The organism is Pseudonocardia sp. 2-7, from assembly GCF_056341085.1.
In genome coordinates this window covers 3,212,628-3,231,125 of sequence record NZ_CP094507.1, presented here as the reverse complement: position 1 = coordinate 3,231,125, position 18,498 = coordinate 3,212,628, and the positions used below count along the sequence as shown (strand labels likewise).

At 73.5% G+C, this 18,498-nt stretch carries 18 protein-coding genes; 11 read left to right on the top strand and 7 right to left on the bottom strand.

Going from position 1 to position 18,498, the window contains the following annotated elements; genetic code table 11:
* Positions 1-375: 375 nt before the first annotated feature.
* Both MTO91_RS15655 and MTO91_RS15650 read right to left on the bottom strand, forming a co-directional pair.
* Positions 376-747 carry a nuclear transport factor 2 family protein gene (locus tag MTO91_RS15655; protein ID WP_224402283.1) on the bottom strand — a complete coding sequence of 124 codons (372 nt, stop codon included), beginning with the start codon at positions 745-747 and terminating at the stop codon, positions 376-378.
* Positions 748-776: 29 nt separating this feature from the next.
* Entirely contained in the window at positions 777-1,784 is a 1,008-nt protein-coding gene (locus MTO91_RS15650; RefSeq protein WP_405416768.1) for an LLM class flavin-dependent oxidoreductase, read from the bottom strand.
* A 113-nt stretch (positions 1,785-1,897) separates the two neighbouring features.
* Here MTO91_RS15650 and thrS point away from each other — a divergent pair, with 113 nt between their 5' ends.
* The 8 genes from thrS to MTO91_RS15610 all read left to right on the top strand — a co-directional run bounded on the left by thrS (position 1,898) and on the right by MTO91_RS15610 (position 10,805).
* On the top strand, positions 1,898-3,961 hold the full coding sequence (gene thrS / locus MTO91_RS15645; protein ID WP_405416769.1) for a threonine--tRNA ligase: 2,064 nt from the start codon (positions 1,898-1,900) through the stop codon (positions 3,959-3,961).
* Positions 3,962-3,970: 9 nt separating this feature from the next.
* Positions 3,971-4,528 carry an HIT family protein gene (locus MTO91_RS15640; RefSeq protein ID WP_208823639.1) on the top strand — a complete coding sequence of 186 codons (558 nt, stop codon included), beginning with the start codon at positions 3,971-3,973 and terminating at the stop codon, positions 4,526-4,528.
* 94 nt (positions 4,529-4,622) lie between these two features.
* Entirely contained in the window at positions 4,623-5,237 is a 615-nt protein-coding gene (gene pgsA / locus MTO91_RS15635) for a phosphatidylinositol phosphate synthase (RefSeq protein WP_208823641.1), read from the top strand.
* Positions 5,230-6,120: a phosphatidylinositol mannoside acyltransferase gene (locus tag MTO91_RS15630; RefSeq protein WP_476651656.1), complete on the top strand. Its 891-nt coding sequence runs from the start codon at positions 5,230-5,232 to the stop codon at positions 6,118-6,120. Before pgsA ends, MTO91_RS15630 begins: the two co-directional genes overlap by 8 nt.
* Positions 6,117-7,241 (top strand): glycosyltransferase family 4 protein, encoded by a 1,125-nt coding sequence (locus MTO91_RS15625; RefSeq protein WP_251782331.1) that lies wholly within the window; start codon positions 6,117-6,119, stop codon positions 7,239-7,241. Before MTO91_RS15630 ends, MTO91_RS15625 begins: the two co-directional genes overlap by 4 nt.
* The gene (locus MTO91_RS15620; protein WP_476651655.1) at positions 7,238-7,825 is read left to right on the top strand and encodes an NUDIX hydrolase; all 588 of its coding nucleotides are present in this window, start codon (positions 7,238-7,240) and stop codon (positions 7,823-7,825) included. Before MTO91_RS15625 ends, MTO91_RS15620 begins: the two co-directional genes overlap by 4 nt.
* A 16-nt stretch (positions 7,826-7,841) precedes the next feature.
* A complete protein-coding gene (gene pdxS, locus MTO91_RS15615; protein ID WP_073574636.1) occupies positions 7,842-8,759 on the top strand; it encodes a pyridoxal 5'-phosphate synthase lyase subunit PdxS in 918 nt (305 codons plus the stop codon).
* A gap of 339 nt (positions 8,760-9,098) precedes the next feature.
* The gene (locus tag MTO91_RS15610) at positions 9,099-10,805 is read left to right on the top strand and encodes a glycoside hydrolase family 16 protein (protein WP_476651653.1); all 1,707 of its coding nucleotides are present in this window, start codon (positions 9,099-9,101) and stop codon (positions 10,803-10,805) included.
* Here MTO91_RS15610 and MTO91_RS15605 read toward each other — a convergent pair whose 3' ends face one another.
* A complete protein-coding gene (locus MTO91_RS15605) occupies positions 10,806-11,366 on the bottom strand; it encodes a helix-turn-helix domain-containing protein (RefSeq protein ID WP_405416773.1) in 561 nt (186 codons plus the stop codon). It lies immediately after the preceding gene.
* 54 nt (positions 11,367-11,420) lie between these two features.
* Between MTO91_RS15605 and MTO91_RS15600 the strand changes: the two genes are divergently transcribed.
* Genes MTO91_RS15600 through MTO91_RS15590 form a run of 3 tightly spaced genes read left to right on the top strand, consistent with a single transcriptional unit; the run spans position 11,421 to position 13,920 of the window.
* Complete coding sequence (locus tag MTO91_RS15600) at positions 11,421-12,098, top strand: AzlC family ABC transporter permease (RefSeq protein WP_346107225.1); 678 nt, start codon at positions 11,421-11,423, stop codon at positions 12,096-12,098.
* A complete protein-coding gene (locus tag MTO91_RS15595; RefSeq protein ID WP_062395725.1) occupies positions 12,095-12,403 on the top strand; it encodes an AzlD domain-containing protein in 309 nt (102 codons plus the stop codon). The genes MTO91_RS15600 and MTO91_RS15595 overlap by 4 nt, the downstream gene beginning before the upstream one ends.
* Before the next feature lie 53 nt (positions 12,404-12,456).
* Entirely contained in the window at positions 12,457-13,920 is a 1,464-nt protein-coding gene (locus tag MTO91_RS15590) for a DUF2867 domain-containing protein (RefSeq protein ID WP_346107223.1), read from the top strand.
* An 80-nt stretch (positions 13,921-14,000) separates the two neighbouring features.
* Here the strand turns inward: MTO91_RS15590 and MTO91_RS15585 are convergent, their stop codons facing one another.
* Genes MTO91_RS15585 through MTO91_RS15570 form a run of 4 tightly spaced genes read right to left on the bottom strand, consistent with a single transcriptional unit; the run spans position 14,001 to position 18,357 of the window.
* Positions 14,001-15,239: an ABC transporter ATP-binding protein gene (locus MTO91_RS15585; protein ID WP_405416774.1), complete on the bottom strand. Its 1,239-nt coding sequence runs from the start codon at positions 15,237-15,239 to the stop codon at positions 14,001-14,003.
* 33 nt (positions 15,240-15,272) lie between these two features.
* Positions 15,273-16,106 (bottom strand): carbohydrate ABC transporter permease, encoded by an 834-nt coding sequence (locus tag MTO91_RS15580; RefSeq protein ID WP_062403183.1) that lies wholly within the window; start codon positions 16,104-16,106, stop codon positions 15,273-15,275.
* Complete coding sequence (locus MTO91_RS15575; RefSeq protein WP_062395722.1) at positions 16,106-17,065, bottom strand: carbohydrate ABC transporter permease; 960 nt, start codon at positions 17,063-17,065, stop codon at positions 16,106-16,108. Before MTO91_RS15575 ends, MTO91_RS15580 begins: the two co-directional genes overlap by 1 nt.
* A complete protein-coding gene (locus MTO91_RS15570) occupies positions 17,062-18,357 on the bottom strand; it encodes an extracellular solute-binding protein (RefSeq protein ID WP_251782337.1) in 1,296 nt (431 codons plus the stop codon). Before MTO91_RS15570 ends, MTO91_RS15575 begins: the two co-directional genes overlap by 4 nt.
* Positions 18,358-18,498: the final 141 nt, after the last annotated feature.

The following is an 18,498-nucleotide window of genomic DNA, read 5'->3' as shown; positions in this document are numbered from 1 at the left end:
CCCTTCTGGTCGACGGCCGGCGGGGCCGGACGGTGGCGTGGTCTCACCCGGTCAACGAGTTCGCTGGGTCAACGAGGGACCGGAGGGCGGCGTTGTGCCCACCTGATCGACGTCACTCGAATGTCGGCACGTCAGCGGGGTGATGGCGCGCTCCGTGACCGGATCGCCCGATCATGGTGCGGCATGCGGACCATCGTGCCCGCGGCCGAAGGGATGCACAGGCGACACGATCACTGCGTCGAGCAACGGCCGGTTGCGTGCGACGACGCGCGGGCGGCCCAGCGCCGGACGGCCGGACGGCCGCATCCGGCGGGACGACCGGCCGTCGTCGATCGCCGGGCGGCGGCAACCCCGGCGCCGACCTGCGACGACGGGTCAGGACAGCAGCGGGCCCATGCGGTCGCGCAGTGCGACCGCGGCCGACAGCGGCCGCACGAGCACGGTGAGCTCGCGGATCCGGCCCTCCTCGTCGGTGCGCAGGACGTCGACGCCCTGCACCTCGCGCTCCCCGACGGTCGCGGCGAACTCGAGGACGTGCCCGTCGTCGCCGGAGTACTCGGCGACGTAGTGGAACCCGCCGAAGACGGTGAACACCGCGCCCAGGATGGGCCGCAACGCGTCCCGGCCCCGGTAGGGGCGGTGGACGACGGGCGAGCGGAACTCGACGTCGTCGCGGCAGAGGGCGACGGCCGCGTCGAGGTCTCCGGCCTCGATCGCGGCCCGGAAGCGGGCGGCGGCGTCGTTCACGCCGGCGATCATGCCCCACCCGTCCCGGGTCAGGCGGCCGCGGCCGCCGGACGCAGGCCGACGGCGCCGGCCAGCAGCTCGTAGGAGCGCAGCCGGTCCTCGCCGCGGAAGGTCGAGGTCGTCACCATCAGCTCGTCCACCCCGGTCCGGGCCACGAGCTCCTCGACCCCGGCCCGCACGGTCTCCGGCGAGCCGATGACCTGGTCGGCGTGGCGCTGCTCGACGAACGCCCGGGCCGCGTCGGTCCAGTCGAAGGCCGCGACCTCCTCGGGGCCGGGCAGCGGGCGCGGATCGCCGAGGCGCAGGTGCAGGAACTGCAGCGCCGAGGGCAGCGCCAGCTCGCGGGCGTGCTCGTCGGTGTCGGCACAGGTCACGGCGGCGGCGATCATCGAGTACGGCTGGGCCAGCATCGCCGAGGGCCGGAAGTGCTCGCGGTAGAGCTCCAGCGCGGGCAGCGTGTTCGCGGCCGAGAAGTGGTGGGCGAAGGCGAACGGCAGACCGAGCCTCCCGGCGACCTCCGCCGAGTAGCCCGACGAGCCGAGCAGCCACATGGTCGGAGCGTTCCCCGCGGCCGGTACGGCGAGCACACCGGCGTCGCCGCGGAAGTAGGCCGCGAGCTCCACGAGCTGGTCGGGGAAGTCGTCCGGGGCCTGCAGCCGGTCGGTCCCGGTCCCGCGCAGCGCGGCGGCGGTCCGGGGGTCGGTGCCCGGGGCACGCCCGATGCCGAGGTCGATCCGGCCGGGGTGCAGTGCCTCGAGGGTGCCGAACTGCTCCGCGACGACGAGCGGGCGGTGGTTGGGCAGCATCACCCCGCCCGAGCCGACGGTGATCCGCGTGGTCGCCCCGGCCAGGTGCGCGATCAGCACCGGCGGCGAGGAGCTGGCGATCCCGGGCATGCCGTGGTGCTCGGCGACCCAGTAGCGGGTGAAGCCCAGCTCCTCGGTCCGTCGCACCAGGCGGGTGCTGTGCGCCAGCGCGTCGGTGGCCGACGAGCCGTCGGCCACGGGGACCAGGTCGAGGACGGAGAGGGGGACCACGACGGCGGCAACACCCGCACCCGCCGGGTGTCTTCCCGGCGGTCGAAACCGGTTCGCGGCCCCCGACTAGCATCGGAGGTCCATCCATTCGCACCACCTGAGGAGGCACCCCCGTGTCCGCACCGTCCGCCCCGCCCGCGTCCGCCCCGATCCGGGTGCCGGCCGGGACGACCGCCGGCGCGCGCGTCCGGGAGGGCGGGCTGCCGACCAGCGGTCCCGAGGCGATCGTCGTCGTGCGCGACGCCGAGGGTGCCCTGCGCGACCTGGCCTGGGCCCCCGAGGCCGACGCCGAGGTCGTGCCGGTCCCGGCGAACACCGAGGAGGGGCGCAGCGTCATCCGGCACTCGGCGGCGCACGTGCTCGCCCAGGCCGTCCAGCAGCTGTTCCCGAAGGCCAAGCTGGGCATCGGCCCGCCGGTCACCGACGGCTTCTACTACGACTTCGACGTCGACACCCCCTTCACCCCCGAGGATCTGAAGAAGATCGAGTCGGCGATGAAGAAGATCGTGAAGGCGGGGCAGCGCTTCGAGCGCCGTCGCTACGCCTCGCAGGACGAGGCCCGCGCCGAGCTGGCCGACCAGCCCTACAAGCTGGAGCTGATCGACCTGAAGTCGACGGACGACTCCGTCGACAGCGGGGAGGTCATGGAGGTCGACTCCTCCGGCGAGCTCACCGTCTACGACAACGTGCACGCCCACACCGGCGCCGTCGTCTGGTCGGACCTGTGCCGTGGCCCGCACCTGCCGACCACCAAGTTCATCCCGGCGTTCTCGCTGACCCGCTCGGCCGCCGCGTACTGGCGGGGCGACCAGCGCAACGCCCAGCTCCAGCGGATCTACGGCACCGCGTGGGAGTCGCAGGAGGCGCACGACGCCTACCTGGAGCGCGTCGCCGAGGCCGAGCGGCGCGACCACCGCCGCCTGGGCAGCGAGCTGGACCTGTTCAGCTTCCCCGACGAGATCGGGTCGGGCCTGCCGGTCTTCCACCCCAAGGGCGGCGTCGTCCGCAAGGAGCTGGAGGACCTGTCCCGCGAGCGGCACGCCGCGGCCGGGTACGAGTTCGTCTACACCCCGCACGCCACCAAGGGCGCGCTGTTCGAGAAGTCCGGCCACCTGGAGTGGTACGCCGAGGGCATGTACCCGCCCATGCAGCTCGACGCCGAGTACACCGGCGACGGCGAGCTGAAGCGGCCCGCGGTGGACTACTACCTCAAGCCGATGAACTGCCCGATGCACAACCTGATCTTCGCCTCGCGCGGACGGTCCTACCGCGAGCTGCCGCTGCGGCTGTTCGAGTTCGGCACCGTCTACCGCTACGAGAAGTCCGGTGTGGTGCACGGCCTCACCCGGGCCCGCGGCTTCACCCAGGACGACGCGCACATCTACTGCACCCGCGAGCAGATGCAGGGCGAGATCCGCAGCCTGCTGCAGTTCGTGCTGGACCTGCTGCGCGACTACGGCCTCGACGACTTCTACCTGGAGCTGTCCACCCGCAACCCGGAGAAGTCGATCGGGTCCGACGACTCGTGGAGCGAGGCCACCCAGGCGCTGCGCGACGCCGCGGAGAGCTTCGGGCTGGAGCTGCGCGACGACCCGGGCGGCGCCGCGTTCTACGCCCCGAAGATCTCGGTACAGGCCCGCGACGCGATCGGCCGCTACTGGCAGATGTCGACCATCCAGGTCGACCTGATGCTGCCGGACCGCTTCGAGCTGGAGTATACCTCCTCCGACGGTTCCCGACAGCGTCCGGTCATGATCCACCGCGCGCTGTTCGGCTCGATCGAGCGCTTCTTCGGCGTGCTCACCGAGCACTACGCCGGAGCCTTCCCCGCGTGGCTGGCCCCCGTCCAGGTGGTGGGGATCCCGGTCACCGAGGCCCAGGACGACTACGTCCGCGACATCGCCGCCCGGCTGCGCGCCGCGGGCATCCGGATCGACGTCGACTCCGGCGACGACCGGATGCAGAAGAAGATCCGCACCCACACGCTGCAGAAGGTGCCGTTCCTGCTGCTCGTCGGCGGTCGCGACGTCGAGGCGGGCGCGGTCAGCTTCCGCTTCCGTGACGGCTCGCAGACCAACGCGGTGCCGGTCGAGCAGGCGGTCACCTCGATCATCGAGTGGGTGCGGTCGCGCACGAACACCTCACCGACCGCGGAGAGCTTCGGGGTCGGCGCCTAGGATCGGCGCATGGAGCAGGAGTGGGTCCCGCAGGAGGGGACCGGGACGCCCGACGGCTTCGCCCGGCTGTGGACCCCGCACCGGCTCGCCTACATCCAGGGCGCCGGTGACACGGGCTGCCCGTTCTGCCGGATCGCCCGGGGGGACACCCTGGGCGACTCGACGGACCCGGACGCGGACAACCTCGTCGTCGCGCGCGGTGACGAGGTGTTCGCGCTGCTGAACCTGCACCCGTACAACCCGGGGCACCTGATGGTGCTGCCCTACCGGCACGTCGCGGACCTGGAGGGGCTCACCGACTCCGAGGCCGGCGAGCTGATGGCGTTCACCCGGCAGGCCGTCGTGACCATGAAGAAGGTCGCGGCGCCGCACGCGTTCAACGTGGGCCTGAACCTGGGCCACGTCGCGGGCGGGTCGCTGGCGGAGCACCTGCACCAGCACGTCGTCCCGCGGTGGGGCGGGGACGCGAACTTCATCGCCGTCGTCGGGCAGACGAAGGTGATCCCGCAGCTGCTCGCCGAGACCCGCGACCAGCTGGCGCGGGCGTGGGAACCGCCACGTCGCTGACTCCGGCCGCGCCGACGGCGGGCGGACCCGGTGTCGGACTACGCTGGCAGCGTCCCCCACCGCCACCGTCCTGCACGGGAGCACGCAGCCGCCGATGCTGAACCTGTTCGCCCGCGCGCACGTCAACCGGCTCACCGACCCCGTCGGGCGGGCCCTGATCGACCGCGGTGTCAGCCCGGACACCGTGACCGTGCTCGGCACCGTCGGGGCCGTGGCCTGCTCGCTGGCGTTCCTGCCGACCGGCCGGCTGGCCCTCGGCGCGGTGCTGGTCACCCTGTTCGTGCTGACCGACCTGATCGACGGCGCGATGGCCCGCGCCCGCGGGCACGGCACCCCGTTCGGGGCGGTGCTCGACTCCACCTGCGACCGGATCGTCGACGGCGCCCTGTTCGCCGGGCTCGCCTGGTGGGCGCTGACCGGCGGGGCCGAGCCCCTGGCGGGTGCCGCCGCGCTGGTGGCCCTGGTCGGCGGCCAGATCGTGTCCTACGTCAAGGCCCGCGCCGAGTCCGTCGGGCTCACCGCCGAGGGCGGCCTCGTCGAACGCGCCGAACGGCTCATCCTCGGCCTGGTCGGGGCGTTCCTGTCCGGCATCGGGGTGCCGTGGGCGCTGACCGTCACCCTCGTCGTGCTGGCGATCGGGACAGCGGTGACCCTCGGCCAGCGGATCCTGGCGGTACGGCACAGCTCCCGCGAGGCACCGCGTGCCTGACCTGCGGACGCGCACCACCGACGCGCTGGGCGCCGCCGGGTACGCGGCGGGCTGGCGGGTCGCGGGGCGGCTCCCGGCCGGCGTCGCCGCACGGGTGTTCGACGCCGGCGCCGCGCTCGCGGTCCGCCGCGACGGCCCCGGGGTACGACGGCTGCGGCACAACCTGCGCCGGGCCCGACCCGACGCGACCCCCGCCGAGCTCGACGCACTGGTCGCCGCCGGGATGCGCAGCTACGCCCGTTACTGGCGCGAGGCGTTCGCACTGCCCGGCCTCGACCCCGCCGCGGTGCACGCCGCGATGCACCCGCACGCCCACGGCGTCGCCGGTGCGCTGGCGTCCACCCGGTCCGGGCGCGGGGTCGTGTTCGCCCTCCCGCACGCCGGCAACTGGGACCTCGCCGGGCTCTACCTGCTGCGCGAGCTCGACCGGCTCGGGCTCGAACCGGCGCTGACCACCGTCGTGCAGCGGCTGCGCCCCGAGGCCCTGTTTCGCCGGTTCCTCGCCTACCGGCGCGCGCTCGGGTTCGAGGTCGTGACCGCCGACGACCCCCGCGCCGCACACCGCGCGCTGACCGGGCGGCTGCGCCGCGGCGGGGTCGTCTGCCTGGTCGCCGACCGCGACCTGACCGGCACCGGGACCGGCGTGACGTTCCTCGGGGGACCCGCCCGGCTGCCGTCCGGCCCTGCGCGGCTCGCCCGGCTCACCGGCGCCGCGCTCCACCCGGCCTACCCCTACTTCACCGACGACGCCTGGGGCGTCGAGGTGGGCGCGCCCGTCCCGCCCGGTCCCGGTGCCGTCCAGCACCTCGCCGACGCGTTCGGCGACATGATCGCCCGCCGCCCGTGGGACTGGCACATGCTCCAGCCGGTCGGCACGGGATGAGGATCGGGATCGTCTGCCCGTACTCCCTCGACGTCGCCGGGGGAGTGCAGCGCCATGTCCTGGACCTGGCCGCCGCGCTGCGCGCGCTCGGGCACACGGTCGAGGTGCTGGCCCCGACGACCGGCACCGCGCCCGAGTTCGTCACCCCGGCCGGGCGGGCCGTCGGCGTCCCCTACAACGGCTCCGTCGCCCGCGTCGCGTTCGGCCCGCTGACCCGCCACCGCACCCGGCGCTGGCTCGCCGCGCACGACTTCGACGTGCTGCACGTCCACGAGCCCACGACCCCGTCGGTGTCGGCGCTCGCGCTGCTCGACGCCCGCGGGCCGGTCGTCGCGACCTTCCACACCTCCACCGAGCGGTCCCGGGTCCTCGCCGCGTTCGGACCCGTGGCGCGCCCCCTGCTGGAGCGGGTGACGGCGCGGATCGCGGTGTCGGCGACCGCCCGCCGGGTCCAGGTCGAGCACCTGGGCGGCGACGCCACCGAGATCCCCAACGGCGTCGACGTCGCCCGGTTCGCGCACGGGCCGGCACTGGACCTGCCGCCCGCGGTGCGGGTCGGCTACGTCGGCCGCTTCGACGAGCCCCGCAAGGGCATGCCGGTGCTGCTGGCGGCGCTGCGCCGGATCGTCGCCGAGCGCCCGGACGTGCGGCTGCTCGTCGTCGGCCGTGGCGACGGCGACCGGCTGCGGCGCGCCGCGGGACCGGGCCTGGCGGGCCGGATCGACCTGCTCGGTCCGGTCGACGAGGCGACCAAGGCCGCCGCGCTGCGCTCGGTCGCGGTGTTCTGCGCACCGCACCGCGGCGGGGAGAGCTTCGGGATGGTGCTGACCGAGGCGATGGCCGCGGGCGCCCCGGTGCTGGCCGCGGACCTCGAGTCCTTCCGTGCCGTGCTCGACGACGGCCGCGCCGGTGCACTGTTCCCACCCGGCGACGACGCCGCCCTGGCCGCCGCGCTCACCCGCCTGCTCGACGACGGGACCGCCCGCGCCCGGTTCGCCGCCGCCGGGCGGGACCGGGCGCAGCGCTACGACTGGCCGGTCGTGGCCTCCGACGTGCTGCGTGTGTACCGGGCCGCGATCGCCGGCGCGCCACGGCCGCTCGTGCGCGGGGGCGCGCGGTGAGCGCGGCCGTCGTCGCCGGGGGAGTGGTCCTCGCGACGCTGCTGGTGGCGGCTCTCACCCTGTGGTGCGTGACACGGGTCCGGCGCCTGCACCGGCTGCACGTGCGGGTCGACGCCGCCCGGGCCGGGCTCGCCGCGGCGCTGGACTCCCGGGCCCGGATCGCGCTCGCCGTCGCCGACGCCCTCGGTCCCGCCGCACCGCCGGACCTGCGACAGGCCGCCGTCGCCGCGCGGGCACTGCCCGCTCCGGCCCCGGACGGCCGGGACCCGGCCGGGAGCCGCGCCGCCCGCGAGGCCGCGGAGAACGCCCTGACCAGGCAGCTCGCCGTCGTCGGGCGGGGGCCGGGCCGGCCGGGGCCCTGCGACGACCTCGCCGATGCCGAGGCACTGGTCGTGCTGGCCCGCCGGGTGCACAACGACGCCGTCCGCGACACCCGTGCCCTGCGGTCCCGGCGGCTGGTGCGGATGCTGCGGCTGCACGGCACCGCACCGGAGCCGGTGTACTTCGAGATCGCCGATCCGGAACCGCCGCGTTCACCTGCGCGACCTCACGTAGAATCGCCACGCAGTCCGACCGTCATGTGAGGAGCTCCGATCACCCGTGTCCGCAGCTGAGAACACCCCCGACACCGCCGGTCCGCAGCACGGCACCGCGCGGGTGAAGCGCGGGATGGCCGAGATGCTGAAGGGCGGCGTGATCATGGACGTCGTCACCCCGGATCAGGCCAAGATCGCCGAGGACGCCGGCGCCGTCGCCGTCATGGCCCTGGAGCGCGTCCCGGCCGACATCCGTGCCAACGGCGGCGTGGCCCGCATGTCGGACCCGGACATGATCACCGGCATCGTCGAGGCCGTGTCCATCCCGGTCATGGCGAAGGCCCGCATCGGCCACTTCGTCGAGGCCCGGGTCCTGCAGTCCCTCGGCGTCGACTACATCGACGAGTCCGAGGTGCTGACCCCGGCCGACGAGGCCCACCACATCGACAAGTGGAGCTTCACCGCCCCGTTCGTCTGCGGTGCCACCAACCTCGGTGAGGCCCTGCGCCGCATCTCCGAGGGCGCGGCGATGATCCGCTCGAAGGGTGAGGCCGGCACCGGCAACGTCGTCGAGGCCACCCGGCACATGCGCTCGATCCGCGCCGAGATCGGCCGGCTCGCCTCGCTCGACGCCGCCGAGCTCTACATCGCGGCCAAGGAGCTGCGCGCCCCGGTCGAGCTGGTCGCCGAGGTGGCCCGCACCGGGAAGCTGCCGGTCGTGCTGTTCACCGCGGGTGGCATCGCGACCCCGGCCGACGCCGCGATGATGATGCAGCTCGGCGCCGAGGGCGTGTTCGTCGGCTCCGGCATCTTCAAGTCCGGCGACCCGGCGCAGCGCGCGTCGGCGATCGTGAAGGCCACGACCTTCCACGACGACCCCGAGATGATCGCCAAGGTCTCCCGCGGTCTCGGCGAGGCCATGGTCGGCATCAACATCGCCGACATCCCCGAGGAGCAGCGCTACGCCGCTCGCGGCTGGTAAGCACTCCTCCGCTCCGCCCCGAGAGCCCCGTCCGGCACAGCGCCGGACGGGGCTCTCGCCGTTCCCGGCCCCACTGCCGCGCAGGTTCCCGTGCGCCGCACGGGTCCGGACCCGTGCGGCCGCGCCGGAACCCGTGTGGCGGGGGACGGGACCGGGTGCGGGCCACGGTCCGGTGACCCGATCGGTCCCTCGGACGCGTGGGGTGTCCGTTCCGGCCACGTTCCGCGGTCGCTCGGTGGAGGGGTTGCCTACTCGATGTGGTGACACAGGTGCTCGTGGTGACTCTGTGGCATCTAGCGTTCCGTGGGGATCAGGAGACCACTGTTACGGAGGAGCCTGATGGGACGCTCTGTGAGGGTCGTGGCGATCGCCGCCGCGATGTTGATCAGCTTTCCGGCTGCGGCGTTCGCGGACACCGGGGACGGCCGACCGGGTGCGACGACGACCGCGGACTGCCCCACGGCCGGCACCGCCCCGGGTGGGGGAGCCGGTTCGGGTGGTCCGGCCACCGGTGGTGACGGAAGCGCCGGGTCGGGGAAGCCCGGCGCCTCCGCCGCCCCCGGGGCGGCCGGGCCCGAGGGGGACGGCCCCTCCGGGGGCGGCTCGGGCGACGACCAGGGCTCCTCGAACGACCACGGCTCCTCCGGTGGCGACCACGGCTCCTCGGGCGACGGGTCGGGGCGCGGCGACGGCGGCTCGGGCGGCGACGACTCCGGCTCCGGCGGCGACGGGGGATCGTCGGGATCGGGCGGCTCGGGGGACGACGCGGGGTCCGGTTCGGGTGACGATCGAGGCTCCGGCTCCGGCTCCGGCTCCGGCTCCGGCTCGGACCAGGGCTCGGGTTCCGGTGGGGACTCCGGCGACACGACATCGGGCGCGGGCGACTCCGGCACCGGCGACACGACGCAGGACTCCACCGATGACCGGACGCCGGGCGGCGACCAGGGCTCCGGCGACGACCAGGGTTCCGGCGGCGACAAAAGCCCCGGAGACGGCACGACCTCCGACCCGGGTTCGGGCGACGACACGACATCGGGCGGGGACGGCGCTCCGAACGGCGACCGCGGTCCGGCCGGCGATCAGGGCGACCGGGCAGGCGCCCCGGGGTCACCCGCCGACACGACCTCGGCGAACGCGACCCCGGGCACGGCGTCCGGCGGCGCCGCGACCACCCCGGCCGGCGAACCGGCCCCCGGTGCGACCCCCGCCCCCGTGGACTGCACCGCCGGCGCGGCCCCGGCGGCCCCGTCCTACCCGGGCGCGGCGACCACCGCCGCCGTCGCGCACGGCTGGGGCGAGCCCACCAAGGTCGACGACTTCGACGGCGACGCCCTCACCGGCTGGAGCCCCTACGACGGACCCGGCCACGCCGGCAAGGGGACCCGTTCCCCGTCGGCGATCTCGGTGAAGGACGGCCTGCTCACCATCGACGGCGACGCCGACGGCACCACCGGCGGCATGGCCTGGTCGGACGGCAGCCAGAAGTACGGCCGCTGGGAGGGCCGGGTGCGTGCGCCCGTGTCGGACCCGTCGTACAACGCGTTGCTGCTGCTGTGGCCCACCGCCGAGAACTTCCCGGTCGGCGGTGAGATCGACTTCATGGAGATGACCGACCACACCCGGCAGAGGACCAACCTGTTCCTGCACTACGGCGAGGACAACTCCCAGGTCCAGGGCTCGGTCGACATCGACGCGACCCAGTGGCACAACTGGGCGGTCGAGTGGACGCCGAAGGGTGTGACCGCCTTCGTCGACGGCAAGCAGTGGTGGCACACCGACGACACCTCGGTCCTGCCTCCCGGGCCGATGCACCTGACGATCCAGCTCGACTGGTTCCCCAAGGGCGGCGGTGACGTGAAGCCCTCTCAGATGCAGGTCGACTGGGTCCGCCAGTACGCGCTGCCCGAGTCCGGGAAGGGCGGGGACGGCTCCGGCGACGCGGGCGGCGACGACGAGGGGCTCCTCGACGGACTGCTGCACCGCATCACCGAGGGCGGTCCGGACCGGGAGCCCGGCTCGGCGACCCGCGGCGCGAGCGGCACGTGATCAGCGGTACTCCATGACCATCACCGCGGTCGCGCCCGGGGTGAGCGCGCGGTAGGAGTGCGGGCGGTCGGCCGGGAACGTCAGATGGTCCCCCGGATCCAGCTCGACCTCCTCGCCCTCCGGCCCGATCACCCACCGGCCCGCCGACACCACCACGTGCTCGACGGTGCCGGGGGAGTGCGCGTCGGCGGCCCGGGGCGGCCCCGGCTCGCAGGTGGCCAGGTGCAGGTCGCGGCGCGCCCCCGGTGGGCACGGGGACAGCAGTGCTCCGGTGTAGGCGGCCTCCTCCGACCGGATCGCGGGACGGTCGGCGAACCGCACCACCCGCACCGTCGACGACGGCGGCTCCACCAGCGCGCTGAACGGGACCTCGGCGACGACCGCGATCGCCCAGAGCGTCTCCACACTCGGGTTCCCGGTCCCCGCCTCCAGCTGCGACAACGTCGACTTCGCGATGCCCGCCCGGCGGGCGAGCTCGGCCGAGGAGATGCCGAGGCGCTCCCGTTCCCGGCGGATGGCCGCCGCGATCGTCGCGAGCGGTGGCCCAGGCGTTCGATTCATCGGTCTCCTCGTTCGACTTGACGAACACAGCCGCTGTTGTTCACTGTATCGGGCATGCGTTCGATACAGCGAACGACCCGCGGGGACGTCCGCGACGCCGTCACCATCTCGGTGGCCGTCGCCGTCGTCGGGGTCTCCTTCGGCGCGCTCGCGCCGGCCGCCGGGTTGTCCCCGGCCATGACGATGGCGATGTCGCTGCTCGTGTTCGCGGGCGGCGCCCAGCTGCTCGTCACCGGAGTGCTGGCCGCCGGGGGCGGTGTGTGGGCCGCCGTCGCCGCGGGGCTGGTGCTCAACCTGCGGCACCTGCCGTTCGGCCTGGCCCTGGCCCGTCACCTGGGCGGAGGCTGGGCGCGGCTGCCCGCGGCGCACGTCGTCACCGACGAGTCGACGGCGTTCGTGCTGGCCCGCACCGACGTCCCCGGGCGGGGATGGCGCGCGTTCCGCATCCTCGGCGTCGCGAAGTACCTCTGCTGGCAGCTCGGCACCGCGGCCGGTCTGGTGCTCGGGGCGAGCGTGCCGGACCCGGCCGCGTTCGGGCTCGACGCCGCCTTCCCGGCCGCGCTGCTGGCCATGCTCGTCCCGATGCTGCGCCGGGTCGACGCCCGTCGGGTCGGCGCAGCCGCCGCCACCCTGTCGCTGGCCTGCGCGCCGTTCCTGCCCGCGGGCCTGCCCGTGCTGGCCGGCCTGCTCGGCGTCGGCGCGGCCGGCCGGACCACGGGGGAGCAGCCGTGACCGTCGCCGCGCTGCTCGTCCTCGCCGGCGGGACCTACCTCATGCGGCTGCTGCCGCTGGTCCTGCACGACCGGGTCGCCCTGTCCCCGCGCACCGTGCGCCTGGTCGAGCTGGGAGCGGTCGGGCTGCTCGTCGCGCTCGTCGCGACCGGCACCTGGTTCGAGGGGGCCGGGTTCGCCGGCTGGGCCCGCCCGGCCGGGGTCGCCGTGGCCGCCGGTGCGCTGCTGCTGCGGGTGCCGTTCGTGCTGGTCGTCGTCCTCGCCGCGGCGACGACGGCCGGGCTGCGGCTGGCCGGGATCGCCTGAGCCGGTCGTCACCCCGGCGCGCGCCCCGCGCCGGGGACCGCGAGGATCGACCCATGCACGTGCTCGTCCTCGGCGCCACCGGCTACGTCGGCTCCCGGCTCGTCCCGCGCCTGCTCGACGCCGGCCACGACGTCCGGGTGCTCGCCCGCACCCCGGGCAAGCTGGCCGCGCACCCGTGGGGGGAGGCGGTCGACGCGGTCCGTGGCGACGCCCGGGAACCGGCCGACGTGCGCCGGGCCTGCGAGGGTGTCGACGCCGTCGTCCACCTGGTGCACGCCATGGACGGCCCCGGCTACGCCGACCGCGACCGCACCGCCGCGCACGCGCTGGCCGACGGCGCCGCCGCGGCCGGTGTACGCCGCATCGTCTACCTGGGCGGGCTGCAGCCCGAGGCCGGCACCCGGCGGGTGTCGCAGCACCTGTCCTCGCGCCGCGAGGTCGGGGACATCCTGCTCGCCGGGCCCGTCCCGACCGCCGTGCTGCGGGCCGGGATCGTCGTCGGCACCGGCTCGGCCAGCTTCGAGATGATCCGGCACCTCACCGAGACCGCGATGGGCGGTCCGCTGGTCCTGCCGCTGCCCGACCGCGCCTGGAACCGGATCCAGCCGATCGCCGTCGACGACGTGCTGTACGACCTCGTCGGCTGCCTCGACCTGCCCGCCGGGGTGGACCGGGCGTTCGACGTCGGTGGTCCCGACGTGCACACCTACCGGTCCCTGATGAGCGAGTTCGCCGCCGAGGCAGGACTGCTGCGGCCGTTCCCGGTGCCCGTCCCGCTGTCCGCGCCGCGGCTCACCGCCCGCGCCGTCGCCGCGCTCACCCCGGTCGGCCGCGGGCTGGCCGAGCCGCTGGTCGAGTCCATGCGTCACGAGCTGGTGGCCGACCCCGACGACCTCGCGGCCCTCGACGCGCTCATCGGCACCCCGCCCGGCGGCCGGACCCCGTACCGCACGGCGGTCCGCCGCGCCCTCGACGGCGTCGGCGCGGCCGGGCCGGGGCCCTCCGACCCGCCCGGCACCGGTCCGCTGGAGTGGTCGACGACCGACACCCACGACGTCGCCGCTCCCGCCCGCGCCGTCTGGTCGGTGATCGAGACACTCGGCGGCCCGCACGGCTGGTACACCGTCCCGGGCGTCGCGACGCTGACCGGCCACCTCGACGTCCTCGCCGGTGGGCCCGGTGTCGTCCCGCGCCGGCACGGCGACGGCCCGGCCCGCCTCGTCCCGGGAGAGCCCCTGGACCGCTGGACCGTCGAGACCGTCGAACCGGGGCGGCGGCTGGTGCTGCGCGCCGCGGACCGGCTCCCCGGCGACGCCCGGCTCGAGCTCACCGTCACCCCGACCGACCGGCTGACCAGCCGCTACACCCAGACCCTGCGGTTCACCCCACGCGGGATGGCCGGGCGGCTGGGATGGCTGGCGGCCTACCCGTCGCAGCGCTTCGTGTTCGCCGTGATGGCGCGGACCCTCGCCGGGGTCGCCGAGACCCGCTACCGGCGCGACGTCCGCGCCCTCTGACCCCTCCGGGGTGCCCCCAGGGGAACTCTCGTAGCGCTCTAAGCCACGAGAGTTCCCCTGGGGGCGACGGGGGCGGCGCCTCAGTCCCGGCTGCGGGCCTGGGCCACCTGCTCGGCGCGGTCCTCGGCCGCGAGCCGGGTCAGCTCGGCTCCGGCCTCGGGGTCGCGGGTCAGGTTCTCGCCCGACTCCGGGTCGAACACGTGGATCTTCCGCGCGTCCAGCCAGAACTCGGCGTCGCGGCCCTCCCGGATCCGGCTGGTCGAGTCGATCGACACGATCGCCTGCGTACGCAGCTGATCGGCGTCGAGCTCCCGCGACAGCTCCTTGAGCTTGGTCTCCACCTCGGCCGGGGCCTCGTAGGGGATGTAGGCGTACTGCGAGTCGCCCAGCCACTCGGTCACGTCGACCTTCGCGGTGAAGGTCGACCCGACGTGGCGCTTGGCCTCGTCGACCAGGGAGGCGTCCTCGAAGTACTCCGGCCGGATGCCGACCAGCACCAGCTCGCGTCCGGCGACCTTCTCGGCGCGCGCGGCGTCGAGCTCGATCGGGCCGAACGGCGTCTCCAGCTTGTTCCCGGCCACGGTCGCGGGCAGGAAGTTCATCGGCGGCGACCCGATGAATCCGGCGACGAACAGGTTGACCGGCTGCTCGTAGAGCTCGCGCGGCGAGGCGACCTGCTGGATGACGCCCTTGCGCAGGACACAGACCCGGTCACCGAGGGTCATCGCCTCGGTCTGGTCGTGCGTGACGTAGACGGTGGTGATACCGAGGCGGCGCTGCAGGCGGGCGATCTCGGTGCGCATCTGCCCGCGCAGCTTCGCGTCCAGGTTGGACAGCGGCTCGTCGAACAGGAACGCGTCGGCGTCACGGACGATGGCACGACCCATCGCGACCCGCTGGCGCTGACCGCCGGACAGGTTCGCGGGCTTGCGCTGCAGGTGCTCCTGCAGCTCCAGGACCTTCGCCGCGGTGTCGACCTTCTGCTTGATCTCGTCCTCGGGCGCCTTGGCCAGGCGCAGCGGGAACGCGATGTTCTCGAAGACCGACAGGTGCGGGTAGAGCGCGTAGTTCTGGAACACCATCGACAGGTTGCGGTCCCGCGGGGCCTTGTCGTTGACGCGGTTGCCGGCGATGACCATGTCGCCGGAGGTGATGTCCTCCAGACCGACGATCATCCGCAGCAGTGTCGACTTCCCGCAGCCGGACGGGCCGACGAGGATCATGAACTCGCCGTCGGCGATGTCCATGCTCACGTCGTTCACGGCCGGGAAGCCGTCCCCGTACTTCTTGACGATGTTCTTCATCTCGATCGACGCCATGGCCGGTCGGTTCCTCTCTCTGTGTACGGGGTGTCAGCCCTTGACGGCGCCGTTGGTCAGACCGGCGACGATGCGCCGCTGGAACAGCAGGACGAGCACGACGACGGGGATGGTCACGATCACGGCGGCGGCGGCGATCGGGCCGTTGGGCGACTCGAACTGCGAGGCCCCGGAGAACAGGCCCAGCGCGGCCGGGACCGGGCGGGACGCGCCGGTCGAGGTCAGCGAGATGCCGTAGGCGAAGTCGTTCCAGGCGATGAAGAACGCCAGGATCGCGGTGGTGAACACCCCGGGCGTCGCCAGCGGGACGATCACCTTGCGGAACGCCTGCCAGGTGGTGGCGCCGTCGACCTGCGCGGCCTGCTCCATCTCCCACGGGATCTCGCGGAAGAACGCCGACATGGTCCAGATCGACAGCGGCAGGGTCAGCGACAGGTAGGGGATGATCAGGCCGGGCCAGGTGTCGTAGAGCCCGATCTGGCGCCACAGGTTGAACAGCGGCGTCACGATCGAGATGACCGGGAAGATCGCCACCGCCAGCGCGGTCGACAGGATCAGCTTCTTGCCCCGGAAGTCGAGCCGGGCGATCGCGTAGGCGGCGAACATCGACAGCACGCACGCCAGGAACGTCGCGATGATGCAGATGCCGAAGGAGTTGCGCAGCGCGGGCAGGAACAGCCCGGCCGCGTCCCCGACGAGGATCTGCTCGTAGTTGCTCCACGACACCGAGGTCGGGAGGAACTGCTTGTTGGCGATGTCGTCGCTCGACTTCAGCGACAGCGACACGATCCAGCCCACCGGGAACAGGGCGTAGACGACGATCGCGATGCCGGCGACGATCCAGAGGACTCTCTCGCGGGTGGACATCACTTCTCCCCTCGGGCCTGGGACAGGTCGACCTTGAACCCCTTGATGAACCCGATGCAGATGATCACGACGGACAGGAACAGCAGCACCGACACCGCGGAGCCGAGTCCGATCTCGACGCGGGCGATGGTCTGGCGGTAGGCCAGGAACGACACCGTCTCGGTGCTGTTCGCCCCGGCCGTCATCACGAACACCGAGTCGAACACGCGGAACGCGTCCAGGGTCCGGAACAGCAGGGCGACCATGATCGCCGCCTTCATGTTCGGGAGGGTGACCTTCCACATCCGCTGCCACCAGGTCGCGCCGTCGACGCGGGCGGCCTCCTGCAGCACGTCGGGCACCTGGGCCAGACCCGCGAGCAGCAGCAGCGAGATGAACGGGGTGGTCTTCCAGATCTCGGCCAGGCAGATCACGAACAGCGACGAGCCGGTCGAGCCGAACCAGTCGGTGTCGGCCGAGATCCCGGGCAGCCAGCCGAACCAGGAGTTCACGAAGCCCGAGTCGAGGGAGAACGCGTACTGCCAGGCGAACGCCGACACGACCGTGATGACCGCGTAGGGGATCAGGATCGCGGCGCGCAGCACCGGCCGGATCGCCTTGAGCGCGTTCATCATGACCAGCGCGAGCAGGAAGCCCAGGACCAGCTCGACCGCGACGGTGACCACGGTGATGAACACCGTGACGCCGAACGATGTCCACCAGATCGAGTCGGTGAGGATGACCGCGTAGTTCTTCAGGCCGACGAAGGAGATGTTGTCCGGGTCGGTCAGCCGGTAGTCGAACAGCGAGTAGTAGACGGCCTGGATGATCGGGTAGGCCGTCACCAGCAGCATCACGGCGAACGCCGGGCCCGCGAGGTACCAGCCGAGCTTCTGCTCGGCCCGGCTGCGGTCACTGGCACCGCGCGGGGCCGGGGAGGCCCCGGTCCCGGTCCCGGGCCGCTCGGTCGTCGTGGTCACAGCAGCTCCTCCTTGGCGAGGACCGCCTTGATCAGCGCGGCGGTCGCGGGGCCGACGGTCGGCGGGTCGATGCCCGCGGTCGGGTGGTAGGTGCGCTGGATGGACTCGGAGACCTCGCTGTAGTACGCCGTCTGCGGGCGCGGCTTGGCCTGCTGCAGCGACTGCGCGATGACCGGGGCCATCGGGAACTTCTTCACCACGTCCGGGTCGGTGAACACCGAGATCCGGGCGGCCGGGTTGCCGTTGGTGAGGAAGTACTGCTTCTGGTTCTCGGTCGAGGTGATGCACTCGGTGGCCTGGTAGGCCAGGTCGGTGTGCTTGCTGAAGGCACCGACGCCGAGGTTGATGCCGCCGTAGGGCGGGGCCGAGGGCCTGCCGGCCTCGGTCTGCGGGTAGAGCGCCCAGCCGAAGTCGTCCGGCGTGGACTGGGGGACGGTCCCCTCCTCGACGGCGCTGTTGACCTTGCCCCAGACGAACGGCCAGTTCACCTGGAACATCGCGTCACCGGACTGGAAGGCGTTGGAGTTCTCGTCCTCGGAGTTGGTCGAGAAGCCGGGACCACCGACGGCCGAGACCGCCTTCATGATCTCGGCGGCCTTCGTCGCGGCGGGGGAGTCCAGGCCGAGCTGGACGCCCTCCGGGTTCTGCGGCGAGGCGTTGGTGACGATCTGCCCGCCGCCGCCCTCGACCAGCGCGTTCAGCCAGACGGTCAGCGACTCCGCGCGGATGCCCTGCGCGGCGATGATCGAGTTCTTGGCCTGCGCGGTCTGCACGACCTGGTCCCAGGTGACCGGCTTCGACAGGTCCAGCCCGGTGCCGGCGACCTGCGACTTGCGGTACCAGAGCAGCTGGGTGTTGGCCCAGAACGGCACCGTGACGAGCTCGCCGTTCCAGCTCGCGCCCTCCTTCGCGGAGTTCACGATCCCGGCGGTGGTCCGCTGCGCGACCTCCTCGGGCACCGGGGCCAGGAACTTCGCCTCGGCGAACTCGGGGATGTAGGGCGGGTCGATGGACATGATGTCGATCGAGCTGTCGTTGGCCGCGAGCCGGCGGATCAGCTGCTGACGCTGTTCCGCGGACTGGCGCGGCAGCACCGACACCGCGATCTGGTACTGCCCGTTCGACGCCGCCGAGCAGCGCTGGGCGATCTCCGCCTGCCCGCCGTCGTCGGGGTTGATGTACCAGTTGAGGACCGGCGGGCCCGCGGGTGCGCCTCCGCAGCCCGCCAGCAGGGCGAGGGCGACGGTGGCCGCACCGGCGGCCAGCGTCCTCCTCCACCGTGTGCGACGCATGGTCAACTCCGAACTCCCGTGTCCGATACCGCTGCTTGAGTCCCGTCGCTCGTCGGCGACGTTGGAAGCGTTTCCAACCGAGACTGTGAGCCCTTCACCCGGGAGTGTCAAGGCTCACAGCAATCGGGCTGGTCGGCGACG